Here is a 13,990-nt window from a genome sequence, read left to right on the forward strand (position 1 = left end):
TTCAAGGTGTTTACTAGACCACAAATCGAGCCAGGAAGCCACCTTGCGTCGCGTCAGCCAATCCGAAACCGATCATTTCGAACGGATCGAAAACCTGTGCTCACGGACACGAACATGGTCGCAACCGGAACCGGTGACCAGCGCCACGACGGGCATGAGGAGAATGAGCGTTATCCGCGTGCCCCTAATGAGCGAGCGAACGGGCCAATGAACGTTCATCCGTAACCCGATGGCCGCCTGCCGCCTTCAAGGTTTCCGAAGGCCGCATACCGAACAGCTTCCGGTAATCGGTCGCGAACTGGCTCAGATGCCAGAAGCCCCACGCCGCCGCGACGTCCTGCACCGAGCGCGCTTCGCGCGACGCGGCCGACAGATCGCGCCGCGCGCCATTCAGGCGAATCGCTCGCAGATACGTGGCCGGCGCCATGTCGAGCACATCCTGAAAGCAGTATTGCAGCGTACGGCGACTCACGTGCAGCCGTTCACACAACTCCGGCACGCTCACCGCGCGCTCGCGATGAGCCAGCGCGTAGTCGCGCGCTGCCGCTACGATCGACTGACGGCGCGCATGCGCTGGCTTCACAACCGGCCCAGCGGCCGCCTTCACAGCGGGCAACGCACCGACGTCGAACAGCGATGCCAGCACGGTCGCCTGCAGATTGGCGCGTGCGAGCGCGGCGAGCGGCGTGCCGCTTGCCGCACCCTCGTCGAGCAACTGGCGCAGCGACGCGCACAACCGCTTCTTGCGCGCGATGCCGATCGGCACGATCTCCGCGGCCGGCACAGGATCGGCCAGATCCACGCGCTCCACTTGCGCCGCGTACCGGCGCAATATGTCGCCCTTCACCACCACACCGAAAATTTCGTAGGCCGCCGACGTCAGCAACTCGAACTCGATCCCGCCCGGACGAAACGCGAGCGCATCGTCGGCAATCGCCTGCGCGTCGATCAGTCCCGCACCGGCGCGGCAAGCCGGAATGCCGAACCAGTACGCGTCCTTCGGCACTTCACAGGTTTGCCGCAACGTGTGGCTGGTGGTCTCGACGAATATCTGCATGTCATCCAGGCACCACTCCGTCAGGCCGCCTACAAAACATCCGGCGGTCAACTGGTCATAAGTCTGGCTCCAGCCATGGAGATTGCGGGCTTGTTCGTCGGCATCGTGAGCGACGCGGGTCTGCACGCAGAAGCTCGGCTGCGGGGTGAGCGCGGAACGGGTCGGCCTGTCGCTTCGGTTGTCGATCGTCATACCGGATCTGTGCAAACGGAATATCGAGGACAACACCAAGGCAAGTCCCATGCCGAATGCACTGACCGCGTTTGTCACCCAGCGGGGTCCGCTTGCGCAAGTCCCCTGTTCCATTCCTGAACAGCACAGCATGCGCTGATCAGAAACGACACGCTCCATCGCCGCGGTTTGGCACAACGCGAGCTGCGATGCTACGCGCCGGTGCCTGGCGCGCGTGCACGGATCACCAGCGCAGTGCATTGGCACGCTTCTGGCTCTAGCCCGTCACGGCCAAGCGAAGTATCAAGCCGCAAACAGCTCATTCAAACATGTGAGGAGTACACAGATGAATCATGCCGAGATGCAGTTTCTGACCACCGAATTCCCGTACAAGAAGCAGTATGCGAATTTTATCGGCGGGGAATGGGTGAAGCCCGTGGCCGGTGAGTACTTCGACAACGTGTCGCCGATCACCGGCGAGCCGTTCACGTCGATCCCGCGTTCGCGCGAAGCCGACATCGAACTCGCGCTCGACGCCGCGCATCGCGCCAAAACGGCGTGGGGCAAAACCTCGACCACCGATCGCGCGAACATCCTGAACCGCATCGCCGACCGGATGGAAGCAAACCTGCAACGCCTCGCGGTCGCCGAGACGATCGACAACGGCAAACCGCTGCGCGAAACGATGGCCGCCGACATCCCGCTCGCGATCGATCACTTCCGTTATTTCGCCGGCGCCGTGCGCGCACAGGAAGGTTCGATCTCCGAGATCGACGACGACACCGTCGCCTATCACTTCCATGAACCGCTCGGCGTGGTCGGCCAGATCATCCCGTGGAACTTCCCGATCCTGATGGCCGTGTGGAAGCTCGCGCCGGCGCTCGCGGCCGGCAATTGCGTGGTGCTCAAGCCGGCCGAACAAACGCCCGCATCGATTCTCGTGCTGGTCGAGCTGATTCAGGACCTGCTGCCCGCAGGCGTGCTGAACGTGGTGAACGGCTTCGGCCTCGAAGCCGGCAAGCCGCTCGCCTCCAGCAAGCGCATCGCCAAGATCGCGTTTACCGGCGAGACGACGACGGGTCGTCTGATCATGCAGTACGCGAGCCAGAACATCATTCCGGTGACGCTCGAACTCGGCGGCAAGAGCCCGAACATTTTCTTCGCCGACGTGATGAACACGGACGACAGCTACTTCGACAAGGCACTCGAAGGCTTCGCGATGTTCGCGCTGAATCAGGGCGAAGTGTGCACGTGTCCGTCGCGCGTGCTGATCGACGAGAAAATCTACGATCGTTTCATGGAGCGTGCGTTAAAGCGCGTCGCCGCGATTGCGCAAGGTCATCCGCTCGACACGAAGACGATGATCGGTGCGCAGGCCTCGCAGGAACAGCTCGAAAAAATCCTCTCGTATGTCGATCTCGGCAAACAGGAAGGCGCCGAATGCCTGATCGGTGGTGAACGCAATATGCTGGGCGGTGAATTGAGCAAGGGCTATTACGTGAAGCCGACTGTCTTCCGCGGCCACAACAGGATGCGCATCTTCCAGGAAGAAATCTTCGGGCCCGTCGTGTCGGTCACGACCTTCAGCAGCGAAGAAGAAGCGCTCGAGATCGCCAACGATACGCTCTACGGTCTGGGCGCCGGCGTGTGGACACGCGACGGCACGCGCGCATACCGCTTCGGCCGGCAGATTCAGGCGGGCCGTGTGTGGACCAACTGCTATCACGCGTATCCGGCGCATGCGGCGTTCGGCGGCTACAAGCAATCGGGCATCGGCCGCGAGAATCACAGAATGATGCTCGACCACTACCAGCAGACCAAGAACCTGCTCGTCAGCTATAGCGAGAAGCCGCTCGGTTTCTTCTAGGCGCAGCGCTTCTGTTCGAGCGGGCCGCCTTGTGCGGCTCGCTCTTTTTTCAGCGAGGACATGTGATGGCTGATGAGAAGGAAGTCGCCCGCGTGATCGCCACGCCTGCCGCGATCGAGTTAATCGACGCGTTGCGCGCCGAACATGGAGACGTGCTGTTTCATCAATCCGGAGGATGCTGCGACGGCAGCGCGCCGATGATGTTTCCCCGCAGCGAGTTCATGGTCGGCTCGTCCGATGTGAAACTTGGGACGATCGCCGGCGTGCCGTTCTACATGAGCGAATCGCAGTTCGAGTACTGGCAGCACACGCAATTGATCATCGACGTGGTGCCGGGAAATGGCGGGATGTTTTCGCTGGAGCGCCCCAGCGGCTTGCGGTTCCTGACGCGCTCGCGGCTTTTCGAAGACGACGAGAACGCGTGGCTGGAAACGCATCCGGTGCGACGGGCCGATGCCTGACCGCGATGCTTGATCGGGATGCTTGACCGTCGCTTACGTCGAGGCTGACTTCGAATCGTCGCTGACGGCAGGTGTTGCGGGCGCAGTGGCGAGCAGCGCATCGCTGTCGTCTTTCAGGCCAACGCCGGTGAGACCCAGGCGACGCGCATGGGTCAGCAGGTAATGCAGTTTGTGCGCGGCCACGGGATAGTCGAGTCCCTCGGGACGCACGTTCGAAATGCAGTTGCGCTGCGCGTCGCTGCACCCCACTTTCGGCGCGTACGTCAGATAGATGCCGAGACTATCGGGCGAACTCAAACCGGGCCGTTCGCCGATCAACATCACCACGATCTTCGCGTTGAGCAACTCGCCGATCTCGTCGCCAAGCGCGACGCGTGCCTGACGCGCGACCACCACGGGACCGATCTTCCAGTCCGCGAGTGCCGGGCGGACGGCTTGCAGCAACGGGATCGATTGCTTCGACGCGGCGAACGCCGAAAGACCATCGCCGATGACGAACACGACATCGCTCGACTGGGCCGACATCTGTGCGAGCGCCATACGACTCTCCGCCGATAAACGCCGCCCGAGATCGGGACGCCGCAAGTAATGCTCGCGATCGGGCGCGGCGCTGTGCACATCGAGCGACTCGAAGCCTTGCGCGCGCAACTGCTCGTGCAGCACATCGGCATCGAGCGGATGATGCACGGCGTCGCGCGCCTGCGCATGCGACAGGTTGAACGCGAGCCACGGCTCCGTCGGCAAGCTGCTGCCCGCGCGGCCCAACGCGATGCGCGCGTTGGTGAACTGCCGCAACGCGTTCCACGGATTCTTGTCGAGGAAGTCGCTCATGCGATACCCATCCAGTCGCGCACGCCTTCCAGCAGTGGTTGTTGCGTCGAGGCGCTCAGCAACGCGCCGCGCGCATCGGTGATCTGCATCGACTCCAGCCACTCTTCGAATTCCGGCGCGCGGCGCAAGCCCAGTACATCGCGCACATACAGCGCGTCGTGGAAAGACGTGCTTTGATAGTTGAGCATCACGTCGTCCGCGCCCGGAATGCCCATGATGAAATTGATGCCCGCCACACCGAGCAGCGTCAGCAGGTTGTCCATATCGTCCTGATCGGCTTCGGCATGATTCGTATAGCAGATGTCGCAGCCCATCGGCACGCCGAGCAGCTTGCCGCAGAAGTGATCTTCGAGACCTGCGCGCGTGATCTGCTTGCCGTCGTACAGATACTCCGGACCGATGAAGCCCACCACCGTGTTGACCAGAAACGGCTTGAACTTGCGCGCCACCGCATAGGCGCGCGCTTCGCAGGTCTGTTGATCGACACCGAAATGCGCGTCGGCCGACAACGCGCTGCCTTGACCGGTTTCGAAGTACATCAGATTGTCGCCGACCGTGCCGCGTTTCAGCGACAGTCCCGCTTCGTATGCTTCCTGCAGCAACGCCAGCGAAATGCCGAAGCCCGCGTTCGCTTTCTCGGTGCCCGCGATCGATTGAAACACCAGATCGACGGGCGCGCCTTTTTCGATCGCGGCGATCGTGCTGGTGACGTGCGTGAGTACGCACGATTGCGTGGGCACCTGATAGCGCTGGCGAAACTCGTCGATCATCAGCAGAAGTCTCGTGATCGCGGCGAGATTGTCGCTGGCCGGGTTGATGCCGATCATCGCGTCGCCGCAGCCGTACATCAGACCATCGAGCATCGACGCGGCGATGCCTTTGACGTCGTCGGTCGGATGATTCGGTTGCAGACGGACCGACATGTGGCCCGGCAACCCGACCGTGTTGCGAAAGCGCGTAATCACCGGACGCTTGCGTGCCGCCGCGATCAGATCCTGGTTGCGCATCAGCTTGGAAACCGCCGCCAGCATCTCCGGCGTCAGGCCAGCGGCGACACGCGTGAGCGCGTCGGCATCGGTCGTGCTGCTCAGCAGCCAGTTGCGGAAATCGCCGACCGTCAGATGCGCGATCTCGGCGAATGCCTGCGGCGAGTGATCGTCGATCACGAGCCGCGTGACCTCGTCGCTCTCGTACGGAATCAGCGCCTCATTGAGGAACGTGCGCAACGGCAGCTGCGCGAGCGCCATCTTGGCCGCGACGCGCTCTTCCTCGCTTGCCGCCGCGACGCCCGCGAGCTGATCGCCGGAACGTTGCGGACTGGCTTTGGCGAGCAGCGTTTTCAGATCGGCGAAACGATAGGTGCGGCTGCCGATCGACTCGGTATAGCTCATGTTTACGACTCCATCGCCGCTGCGTGTGCAACGGCTCGCCCGGTCATTCTTCGAGCAAAACGTCCGCAGGCGCCGCGTCGCGTTGATGGCGCGTCAACAGGAAGTAGACGTAGCCCAGCGCGAGAAAGATTGCGAACACGATCGCCACCAGAAGATTGAAGTAGACCATCGTCGCCAGACAGATCACCGCGGCCACCAGCGCGAACGCCGGAAAAACCGGAAACAGCGGTGCGCGAAATGGGCGCTCCATGTCAGGGGCCGTGCGGCGCAGCTTGAACAGCGACATCATGCTGATGATATACATCACGATAGCGCCAAATACCGACATCGTCACGATGTTTGCCGTCAGCGTCTGGCCGCCGAACTGGATCAGCTCGTCGCTGTAGATCGCGGCGATGCCGACCACACCACCCGCGAGAATCGCGCGATGCGGAGTCTTGAAGCGCGGGTGCACCGTCGAGAGCCACTCCGGCAGATAACCCGCGCGAGCCAGCGCGAAGATCTGCCGCGAATAGCCGAGGATGATGCCGTGAAACGACGCGACGAGGCCGAACAGGCCGAGCCACACGAGCATATGCATCCAGCCGCTGTGCTCGCCGACGATGAATTTCATCGCTTGCGGCAGCGGATCGTTGATGTTCGACAGCTTGGTCCAGTCGCCTGCCGCGCCGGCGAACACCATCACGCCGAGCGCCAGCACGACCAAAGTCAGAATGCCGGTGATGTAGGCGATCGGAATCGAGCGCCGCGGATTTTTGGCTTCCTCGGCCGCCATCGCGACGCCTTCGATCGCAAGGAAAAACCAGATTGCGAACGGAATGGCCGCGAACATGCCATGGAACGAACCCATGCTGAAGCTGTTTGCACCAGACCAGCCGCCCATCGTGAAGTTCGACCACCGGAAACCAGGCGACACGACACCCATGAAGACGAGCAACTCGAAGATCGCGAGCAGCGTCACGAGCAGTTCGAAGGCCGCCGCGATCTGCACCCCGACGATATTCAACGCCATGAAGACGAGATACGCACCCATTGCCGCGTGTTTCGGCTCGAGATCCGGAAACTGCACGTGCAAATAGGCACCGATCGCGAGCGCGATTGCCGGCGGCGCAAACACGAATTCGACGAGCGTGGCCGCGCCGGCCAGATAGCCGCCAGTTGAGCCGAACGCCTGGCGCGCGTACGCGAAGGGGCCGCCCGCATGCGGAATCGACGTGGTGAGTTCGGTGAAACTGAAAATGAAAGTCGTATACATCGCGGCAACGAAAATCGCCGTGACGATGAAGCCGAGCGTGCCCGCGCTCGCCCAGCCGTAGCTCCAGCCGAAATATTCGCCGGAAATGACGAGGCCGACCGCGATGCCCCATAGCTGCCATGTACCGAGCGTCTGCTTCAGTTCGTGATGCATGACGCTGCCGATGTGCTGACTTTTGGACTCTGATTTCACCGGACGCTCCCTGAGGTTGCCGCTTGCGCGACGCCGCAAGGCTTTGCGGTGCGTCGGCGGACAGGCTTCAGCCGATGGTAGGGAGCCATTATTCGAGGTGTTATCGAAATTCGGCAAAGATGCGGTCGATGAGGTGTTAGCGGGCGCTTAACTGCGCTTGCGGATCTGGTTATGGAGATCTGATAACCGCTGGCTTCAAGGGGGATGGTCTTGCTGGTTAGCTTGTTTTCTTCTTTGCTTCTTCGACATTCTGCCTGCGCTGTGCTCGCTCGTGCAGAGCGCTTTCCGGATGCCTCTCTGGTTTTTATAGTCTTTGTATATGTATACGTAGTAATAGTTAACAAGCAACGCGAGCTGCTGTGGATAACCCGCAACTTCGCTTACGGATCAAAAGACTGCGGAATCCATAACCCTGCGAATCAATCGCGGACAGCGACGCGCAGCCAGGGAGAACTTTTCTGTGGCCTGGTGCGCCGGCGTCTTTATCAAGGTTTCGCCCACAATCTCTCAGGTGGCTTTTACAAAAGTTGTCCAGAGGGGTGTGTGGATAAGTTGGGGCTGGTTGAGTCGCGAGCAGATAACCACCAGCAACTTCGAGGCGATGGATCTTCAACGCGAGTAACGGTCCATCGCCAATCCACTACTTTTGGTCATTGTGATTGACGCCGTGTCGCATCAGGACCTGCTTCCTTTTCATCGCCGTCACGCGTTCAATCGAGCGGAACCGTCAGCCGGTCGATCACGGCGCGTGTCTGAGGCCGCACGCCTCGCCACCACGCAAAGGCTTCCGCGGCCTGCTCGACCAGCATGCCGACGCCATCCGCCAGACCCAGCACGCCCACGTTGCGCGCGAGTTGCAGGAAGGGCGTGAGACGTTTGCCGTAGGCGAGTTCGTAGGCCGCACCCGTCGGGCTGAAAACGCTCGGCGGAACCGGCGGCAACTCGCCGGTCAGGCTCGCCGATGTGGCGTTGACCACCAGGTCGAAACGCCCCATCGCTTCGAGTTCAGCATAGCCGCAAGCGGCGAGCGATGCATCCGCGTTGATTTGCGCAGCTAGCGCCTTCGCTTTCCCGACGTCCCGGTTGACGACGACCAGTTCGGCGGGTCGCGCTGCGAGAAACGGCAGCAATGCCCCGCGAACCGCTCCGCCTGCTCCGAGTATCAGCACGCGCTTGCCGGCCATCGGCAGGTCGAGGTTGACTTCGATGTCGCGCACGAGGCCGACGCCATCGAAGTTCTCGGCGACAATGCAGCCGTCCTTGAAACTGAGCGCGTTCGCCGCGCCAGCCAGTGCCGCTTGCTCGCTGCGAACGTCCGCCATCGCGAACGCCTTCAGCTTGAACGGCGCGGTGACGTTCATGCCTTTGCCGCCCTCGGCGATGAATGCACGCACCGTGCTGGCAAAAGCGTCCTGCGGCTCCAGTGGACCTTCGATCGCCGTATAGGACATGTCCTGCTGGGTCTCTTGCGCGAAAAGACCGTGAATCAGCGGGGATTTCGTGTGGCCGATCGGATTGCCGATCACCGCATATTGGTCGCTCATCATGGCCTCATCTTCGAATACAGCACGCCGTCGGTTTGCATTGCTTCGATTTCGGCGGCACCGAAGCCCAGTGACTGTGCGACTTCCACGTTGTGTTGACCGAGATCCGGCGCGACGTCGCGAATCGTCGTGTCGCAACCGGAGAAGCGGAACGGCAGGTTCGGCAAGCGCAACGTGCCGTAGCGCGGATGCTCCTGCTCGACCACCATGCCGCGAGCGACGATCTGCGGATCGGCGAGCACTTCGTCGATGCGCTGCACTTTCGCGCAAGGCACGTCGATGCTATCGAGCAGTTCCAGCACCTGCGCCACCGGTCGGCTCCCGACCCACGGCTGCACGACGGACAGAATCTCCACGCGATTCGCGTTGCGACCGCCGAGCGTATGAAAACGCGCGTCGTTGCCAAAGCCAGCCGGCCCATCGTTCGCTTCGACCAATGCGGCAAATCGCTGCCACGCGTCGTCCACCTGCGCCGCAATCACGAGGTCGCCATCGGCGGCACGGAACACGCCATAGAGCGTCGAGGTCGGCATGTCGTGACCGGCCTGCTCGGGCACGATGCCTTGCATCGTGTAGCACTGCACCGCGTATTCGTGCATCGACACAAGCGTGTCATACAGCGCCATGTCGATGTGCTGGCCCCGGCCGCTTTTCACGCGACCGAGCAGCGCGGCGTTGATCGCCGCCACCGCGTGGATGCCCGTGTACATGTCGCCGAGTGAAATGCGCATCAACGGCGGCGGTTCGCCGGGATTGCCGATCATCTGCATGATCCCGCTCTTCGCCTCGGCGATCAGACCGAAACCGGCGCGATGCGCATCCGGTCCCGTATGGCCGTAGGCCGAAATCGAACAGTAGACGAGCCCGGGATTGCGCGTGGACAGTTCTTCATAGCCGAGCCCCAGCTTGTTCAGCGCTCCGGGCCGATAGTTCTCGACGAATACATCGGCCGAATCGCACAGCCGCTGCATGAACGCCTTGCCGCGTGGGTCCCGCATATTGACGCTGACGCCGCGCTTGCCCATGTTGAGTTGCAGGAAGTAGCCGCTTTGCTCGTCGTCGAGCACGGTCGCGTGTTGACGTCCGGGGTCACCGCTGCCCGGACGTTCGACCTTGATGACTTCAGCGCCGAGCGCCGCGAGGCAGCGCCCCACGTAGGGACCCGCCAGGAAGTGGCTGTAGTCGACGACGCGAATACCTTCGAGAGGACGTGCTTGCATCAGAACGCTCCCGGCCGGCGCGGCACCATCAGACGATGCTCGCCATGCTGGACCACCTGGCCATCCTGATTGATCAGTTCGGACGGCAGCACCACGATGCCCCAGCCGGGACGGCTCTTGCTCGCGCGCATCGCGCCGACCCGGAACTTGACGTGCAGCACGTCGTTGACCTTGATCGGCAGGTTGAAGTCCCACGTCCAACCGAGCGACATGCCGGGCAGGAAGCGATATTCGCTTTGCGTCTTGAGTCCATCGGCGATCGACAGTCCGAACAGGCCGTGTGCGACGATCGAACCGAAGTGACTCGCGTTGGCGTATTCCTCGTCCACGTGCACTGGCGTGTGATCGCCGGTGAGGTCGGCGTAGGCCAGAATGCGTTGCTTCGTTACCGTGTAAGTCGGGCTCACGCATTGGTCGCCTTCGCGGGCGTCGTCCCAGTATTTATCGACGATCGTCATTTCACACCTCCGCACGCGGGTTGATATCCAGTGCGCGCGCCACGCACGACGCGGGCTTGGCCTGGATCAGTTCGATGGCGAGGCCATCCGGCAGACGCAACCAGTTGCGCCCCTGTGGCATTTCGCTGACGTCGTATTGCTGCGCGGCTGCCAGCGCTGCCTCCATGTCTTCGCACATCACGCCGAGGTGGCCAAGGCGGCCCTCAGGCGCGTCGTGGTTCGGGTTATGGATGAATTGCAAGCCGCCGAGTGTCCAGTACTGCCGCGGTTCGTCGACGGTGCCGTCGATCTCGCGCATCGTCATGCCGAACACGTCTTCGAAAAAGCGGATGTGCCAGTGGATGTCTTTCACCCAGAGGGCGACATGTTCCAGATAGGCCTTGCTGCCGTTCATGCGGTTGTCTCCGGTGTCGACCAGAGTTAGTGCTTCAGCACTTACTCTGGTCCCATGCTGAGGTCTGACTGGAGTTGGCGCTTCAGCGCTTACTCCAGGCCCTCAGCGGTCGACCGGAGTTAGCGCTTCAGCACTTACTCTGGTCCCATGCTGAGGTTTGACTGGAGTTGGCGCTTTAGCGCTTACTCCAGGCCCTCAGCGGTCGACCGGAGTTGGCGCTTTAGCGCTTACCCTGGTCCCATGCACGACCCTGTTCTGTCGCCCGTCGGTCATAGCGCGTTCAATGCCTTTGATGCAGGCCACCAGCGTCGCGTTAACCGGGGTCGGCACGCCGTACCGCTGTCCCCAGCGCACGACTGCGCCGTTGATAAAGTCGATTTCGGTGATGGAGCCTTTTTCCAGGCTTTGCAGCATCGAGGTCTTGAAGGCGCGGGAGAGTCCTTCTCCGGCCAGCGTCCACGGACATTCAGGATCAGTGGTAGAGAGCATCACGCCAGCGGCCCGCGCGACCGCCATTGCCTCGGCGACCGCCGCGAGAGCGGTCGTCCTCAGCAGTGGTTCGTCGTAGAGCTGGCCATAGGTCAGGCCAGTGATGCCGGTCAGCGCGCCGGTCGCGACATTAACCAGCAGCTTGTCCCACATCGTGCCGACGATGTTGTCGCTGACCGTGGTAATCAGCCCGGCAGCGTTGAAGACTTCGGCGATCGCCGTGACGCGTGCGGTGATCCGGCCGTCGAGTTCGCCCAGATAGGTAGCTTTGCCGGCGACGCCCGACTCGATGTGCCCCGGCTTGCGCATCACGCCACCGACGTAGGTCTTGCCGGCCAGCACGCGCTCGCGTCCGACGATGTCGGCGAGCACGTCTTCATGCCCGAGGCCGTTCTGCAACGACAGAACCACCGTCTGCGATCCGATGAGTTCGAGGGCGCCTCGCATAGCGGTATCGGTATGAAACGATTTGACCAGCACGACGACCAGATCGACAGCGCCTGCTTCGGCCGCTCGCGTTGTCGCGCGGACCTTAACGCGGCGCGAGCCATTCGCATCGTCCACCTGCAGACCATCGCGCCGCATCGCCTCCACATGCGCCGGCGAGCGATTCAGCAACCACACCTCATTGCTGCCTTCGGTCAGCGCCGCGCCGATGGCACAGCCCAGCGCACCCGCACCCAGAATCGCAATCTTCACTTCAGTCTCCTTGATAGGGAGACCACGATACGATTCGGCGTTCATATCGGCAATACAATGACTACAATGAGCTCATTGCGTTGGACAATAAAGCCATGGATACGTCAGAACTGCCCGATCTGAAACTGCTGCAACTGTTCGACTTGCTGTACGACGTGCGCAGCGTCACCCGCGTCGCCGAGCAGCTCGGACAGAGTCAGCCGACCATCAGTATCTGGTTAGCGCGATTGCGGGAGCATCTGCAAGATCCGTTATTTGTCCGCACGCCTGGCGGCATGGCGCCGACACCGCAAGCCGATGCGCTGATCGGGCCGTGCCGCGAGATTCTCGAATCATTGCGGCGCTTCGCTGCGTGGGAAATCGCCTTCGATCCGGCCACCGCAAAGCGGCGCTTTCGCATCTGCATGACCGACGCGAGCCACATTACGCTGCTTCCTCGCATGCTCGCGCATGTGCGCACGCAGGCGCCGGGCATACGCCTGGAAGCCGCGCGAATCGATGGCAATACCGAACGCGCGCTCGAATCCGGCGAGGCCGACCTTGCGATCGGCCACATCCCATGGCTTGGGGGTGGCATTTATCAGCAGCAGCTATACATGCAGGATTGGGTCTGTCTTGCGAATCGCGGTCATCCACGACTGCGCGCAAGGCTCGGGATGAAGCAATACCGCACAGAGGGACATGTCGCGATCACTGCGGGGACGGGTGAGCAATTGCTGGAGCAGGCGCTGGTGCGCGAGCACATCGAGAGGGACGTGGTGCTGGAGTTGCCGGGTTTCCTCGGCTTGGGGGCAATCATCAAAAGCACCGACCTGATTGCCACGCTGCCGCGACACATTGGCGAGACCCTGGCCAAGGTAAACGATCTGGTCGTCCATGCCTGCCCGGTTCCAGTGGAAGGCTTTGCCGTTCGCCAGCATTGGCACGCGAGATATCACCAGGAAGCGGGAAATCGTTGGTTGCGGGGAGTGGTGGTGCAGTTGTTTCGGAGTTCGGGGGGAGCGGGAGGGTAGATGTCAGCGACATTTTCACTGCCGTGCGTCTCAGCGCGCCTTGATGAAGTCGACAAACGCACGCAGAGGCGCAGGCACCAGGCGCCGCCCTGAATAGTAGAGGAATGGTCCCGGGAACGACGGCCACCAGTCTTCGAGAACGGGTTCGAGGGCGCCGCTTTCGAAATGCGGGCGCAACCAGTCTTCGAAGAGGCAGACCAGCCCCGTGCCTGCAATGGCCGCATCGACGACGAGATCGACGGCCCCGCCGACCTGAACCACCAGGGGACCGGTGGGATCGACGCACACGACCTCGCCATCGCGCTCGTATTCCCAGGGCGGCATCGCCCCACTCGCAAAACGCCCGCGAAAGCACGCGTGGCCGAGTAGTTCTCGCGGATGCGCCGGCCGCCCGTGACGCTCGAGGTAGGCCGGCGAGGCGGCGGTCGCGAAGCGCTGAATACGAGGACCGATCGGCACGGCGATCATGTCTTGCTCAAGCCGCTCGCCGTAGCGGATGCCCGCATCGCACCCGGCCGCCAGCACATCGACAAAACTCTCCTCGGCGATGACTTCCAGCTGAATCTCGGGATAGGCGGCGAGAAACCCGGGAACGATGGCGGGAAGGATCAGACGCGCTGCACTGAGCGGCACATTGAGCCGGAGCGTGCCTGCCGGCCTGTCGCGGAAGGTATTGACCACGTCGAGTGCCGCTTCCACTTCGCTCAAGGCGGGGCGAAGACGTTCGAGCAGGCGCTCGCCCGCCTCGGTGGGCACCACGCTACGCGTCGTACGGTGCAGCAGTCTTACGCCGAGCCGGGCTTCCAACCGGCGGACCGCCTCGCTCAGTCCAGACGCGCTGGAGCCGGTGGCGCGAGCACCATCCCGGAAGCCCCTCGCACGCGCTACCGCAACAAAAGCGTTCAAATCCGACAGATCGATCTGCATTGTGCGCATCCTCGTACAGCC

Annotated in this window: 13 protein-coding genes; 3 read left to right on the top strand and 10 right to left on the bottom strand. The window is 62.3% G+C overall.

Annotated features, from left to right (window positions below; all coding sequences use genetic code 11):
• Nucleotides 1-184: 184 nt before the first annotated feature.
• Nucleotides 185-1,249, bottom strand: a complete 1,065-nt coding sequence (locus BN2475_RS16075) for a helix-turn-helix domain-containing protein (protein WP_094780498.1) — start codon at nt 1,247-1,249, stop codon at nt 185-187.
• Between the two features lie 325 nt (nt 1,250-1,574).
• On the opposite strand from BN2475_RS16075, the gene adh reads away from it, so the two are divergent.
• Complete coding sequence (adh, locus tag BN2475_RS16080; protein WP_094780499.1) at nt 1,575-3,095, top strand: aldehyde dehydrogenase; 1,521 nt, start codon at nt 1,575-1,577, stop codon at nt 3,093-3,095.
• 65 nt (nt 3,096-3,160) lie between these two features.
• Nucleotides 3,161-3,556 (top strand): DUF779 domain-containing protein, encoded by a 396-nt coding sequence (locus BN2475_RS16085; protein ID WP_094780500.1) that lies wholly within the window; start codon nt 3,161-3,163, stop codon nt 3,554-3,556.
• Between the two features lie 33 nt (nt 3,557-3,589).
• Here BN2475_RS16085 and eutC read toward each other — a convergent pair whose 3' ends face one another.
• From eutC to BN2475_RS16125, 8 genes are all read right to left on the bottom strand, one after another.
• Nucleotides 3,590-4,387, bottom strand: a complete 798-nt coding sequence (eutC, locus tag BN2475_RS16090; protein ID WP_094780501.1) for an ethanolamine ammonia-lyase subunit EutC — start codon at nt 4,385-4,387, stop codon at nt 3,590-3,592.
• Nucleotides 4,384-5,778, bottom strand: coding sequence for an ethanolamine ammonia-lyase subunit EutB (locus BN2475_RS16095; protein WP_094780502.1), 1,395 nt, complete (start codon nt 5,776-5,778; stop codon nt 4,384-4,386). The genes eutC and BN2475_RS16095 overlap by 4 nt, the downstream gene beginning before the upstream one ends.
• Before the next feature lie 43 nt (nt 5,779-5,821).
• A complete protein-coding gene (gene eat / locus BN2475_RS16100) occupies nt 5,822-7,186 on the bottom strand; it encodes an ethanolamine permease (protein WP_094780503.1) in 1,365 nt (454 codons plus the stop codon).
• Nucleotides 7,187-7,935: 749 nt separating this feature from the next.
• Complete coding sequence (gene aroE / locus BN2475_RS16105) at nt 7,936-8,769, bottom strand: shikimate dehydrogenase (RefSeq protein WP_094780615.1); 834 nt, start codon at nt 8,767-8,769, stop codon at nt 7,936-7,938.
• Complete coding sequence (locus BN2475_RS16110) at nt 8,769-9,989, bottom strand: CaiB/BaiF CoA transferase family protein (RefSeq protein WP_094780504.1); 1,221 nt, start codon at nt 9,987-9,989, stop codon at nt 8,769-8,771. The genes aroE and BN2475_RS16110 overlap by 1 nt, the downstream gene beginning before the upstream one ends.
• On the bottom strand, nt 9,989-10,447 hold the full coding sequence (locus BN2475_RS16115; protein WP_094780505.1) for a MaoC family dehydratase: 459 nt from the start codon (nt 10,445-10,447) through the stop codon (nt 9,989-9,991). The genes BN2475_RS16110 and BN2475_RS16115 overlap by 1 nt, the downstream gene beginning before the upstream one ends.
• A gap of 1 nt (nt 10,448) precedes the next feature.
• Nucleotides 10,449-10,841 carry a VOC family protein gene (locus BN2475_RS16120; protein ID WP_094780506.1) on the bottom strand — a complete coding sequence of 131 codons (393 nt, stop codon included), beginning with the start codon at nt 10,839-10,841 and terminating at the stop codon, nt 10,449-10,451.
• 195 nt (nt 10,842-11,036) lie between these two features.
• On the bottom strand, nt 11,037-12,029 hold the full coding sequence (locus BN2475_RS16125) for a ketopantoate reductase family protein (protein ID WP_094780616.1): 993 nt from the start codon (nt 12,027-12,029) through the stop codon (nt 11,037-11,039).
• Nucleotides 12,030-12,124: 95 nt separating this feature from the next.
• Between BN2475_RS16125 and BN2475_RS16130 the strand changes: the two genes are divergently transcribed.
• Entirely contained in the window at nt 12,125-13,042 is a 918-nt protein-coding gene (locus BN2475_RS16130) for a LysR family transcriptional regulator (RefSeq protein ID WP_094780507.1), read from the top strand.
• Between the two features lie 30 nt (nt 13,043-13,072).
• On the opposite strand, the gene BN2475_RS16135 is transcribed toward BN2475_RS16130, so the two are convergent.
• Nucleotides 13,073-13,969 (bottom strand): LysR family transcriptional regulator, encoded by an 897-nt coding sequence (locus tag BN2475_RS16135; protein WP_094780508.1) that lies wholly within the window; start codon nt 13,967-13,969, stop codon nt 13,073-13,075.
• Nucleotides 13,970-13,990: the final 21 nt, after the last annotated feature.

Origin of the sequence: Paraburkholderia ribeironis (assembly GCF_900019265.1) — a bacterium.
Classification (GTDB): Bacteria; Pseudomonadota; Gammaproteobacteria; order Burkholderiales; family Burkholderiaceae; genus Paraburkholderia; species Paraburkholderia ribeironis.

Excerpts from the sequence above, each read along its gene's own strand:
- aroE (WP_094780615.1), bottom strand. The coding sequence starts at position 8,769 with ATGAGCGACCAATATGCGGTGATCGGCAATCCGATCGGCCACACGAAA.
- BN2475_RS16075 (WP_094780498.1), bottom strand. The coding sequence starts at position 1,249 with ATGACGATCGACAACCGAAGCGACAGGCCGACCCGTTCCGCGCTCACC.
- adh (WP_094780499.1), top strand. The coding sequence starts at position 1,575 with ATGAATCATGCCGAGATGCAGTTTCTGACCACCGAATTCCCGTACAAG.
- BN2475_RS16115 (WP_094780505.1), bottom strand. The coding sequence starts at position 10,447 with ATGACGATCGTCGATAAATACTGGGACGACGCCCGCGAAGGCGACCAA.
- BN2475_RS16110 (WP_094780504.1), bottom strand. The coding sequence starts at position 9,989 with ATGCAAGCACGTCCTCTCGAAGGTATTCGCGTCGTCGACTACAGCCAC.
- BN2475_RS16135 (WP_094780508.1), bottom strand. The coding sequence starts at position 13,969 with ATGCAGATCGATCTGTCGGATTTGAACGCTTTTGTTGCGGTAGCGCGT.
- eutC (WP_094780501.1), bottom strand. The coding sequence starts at position 4,387 with ATGAGCGACTTCCTCGACAAGAATCCGTGGAACGCGTTGCGGCAGTTC.
- BN2475_RS16120 (WP_094780506.1), bottom strand. The coding sequence starts at position 10,841 with ATGAACGGCAGCAAGGCCTATCTGGAACATGTCGCCCTCTGGGTGAAA.
- BN2475_RS16095 (WP_094780502.1), bottom strand. The coding sequence starts at position 5,778 with ATGAGCTATACCGAGTCGATCGGCAGCCGCACCTATCGTTTCGCCGAT.
- eat (WP_094780503.1), bottom strand. The coding sequence starts at position 7,186 with ATGCATCACGAACTGAAGCAGACGCTCGGTACATGGCAGCTATGGGGC.
- BN2475_RS16130 (WP_094780507.1), top strand. The coding sequence starts at position 12,125 with ATGGATACGTCAGAACTGCCCGATCTGAAACTGCTGCAACTGTTCGAC.
- BN2475_RS16085 (WP_094780500.1), top strand. The coding sequence starts at position 3,161 with ATGGCTGATGAGAAGGAAGTCGCCCGCGTGATCGCCACGCCTGCCGCG.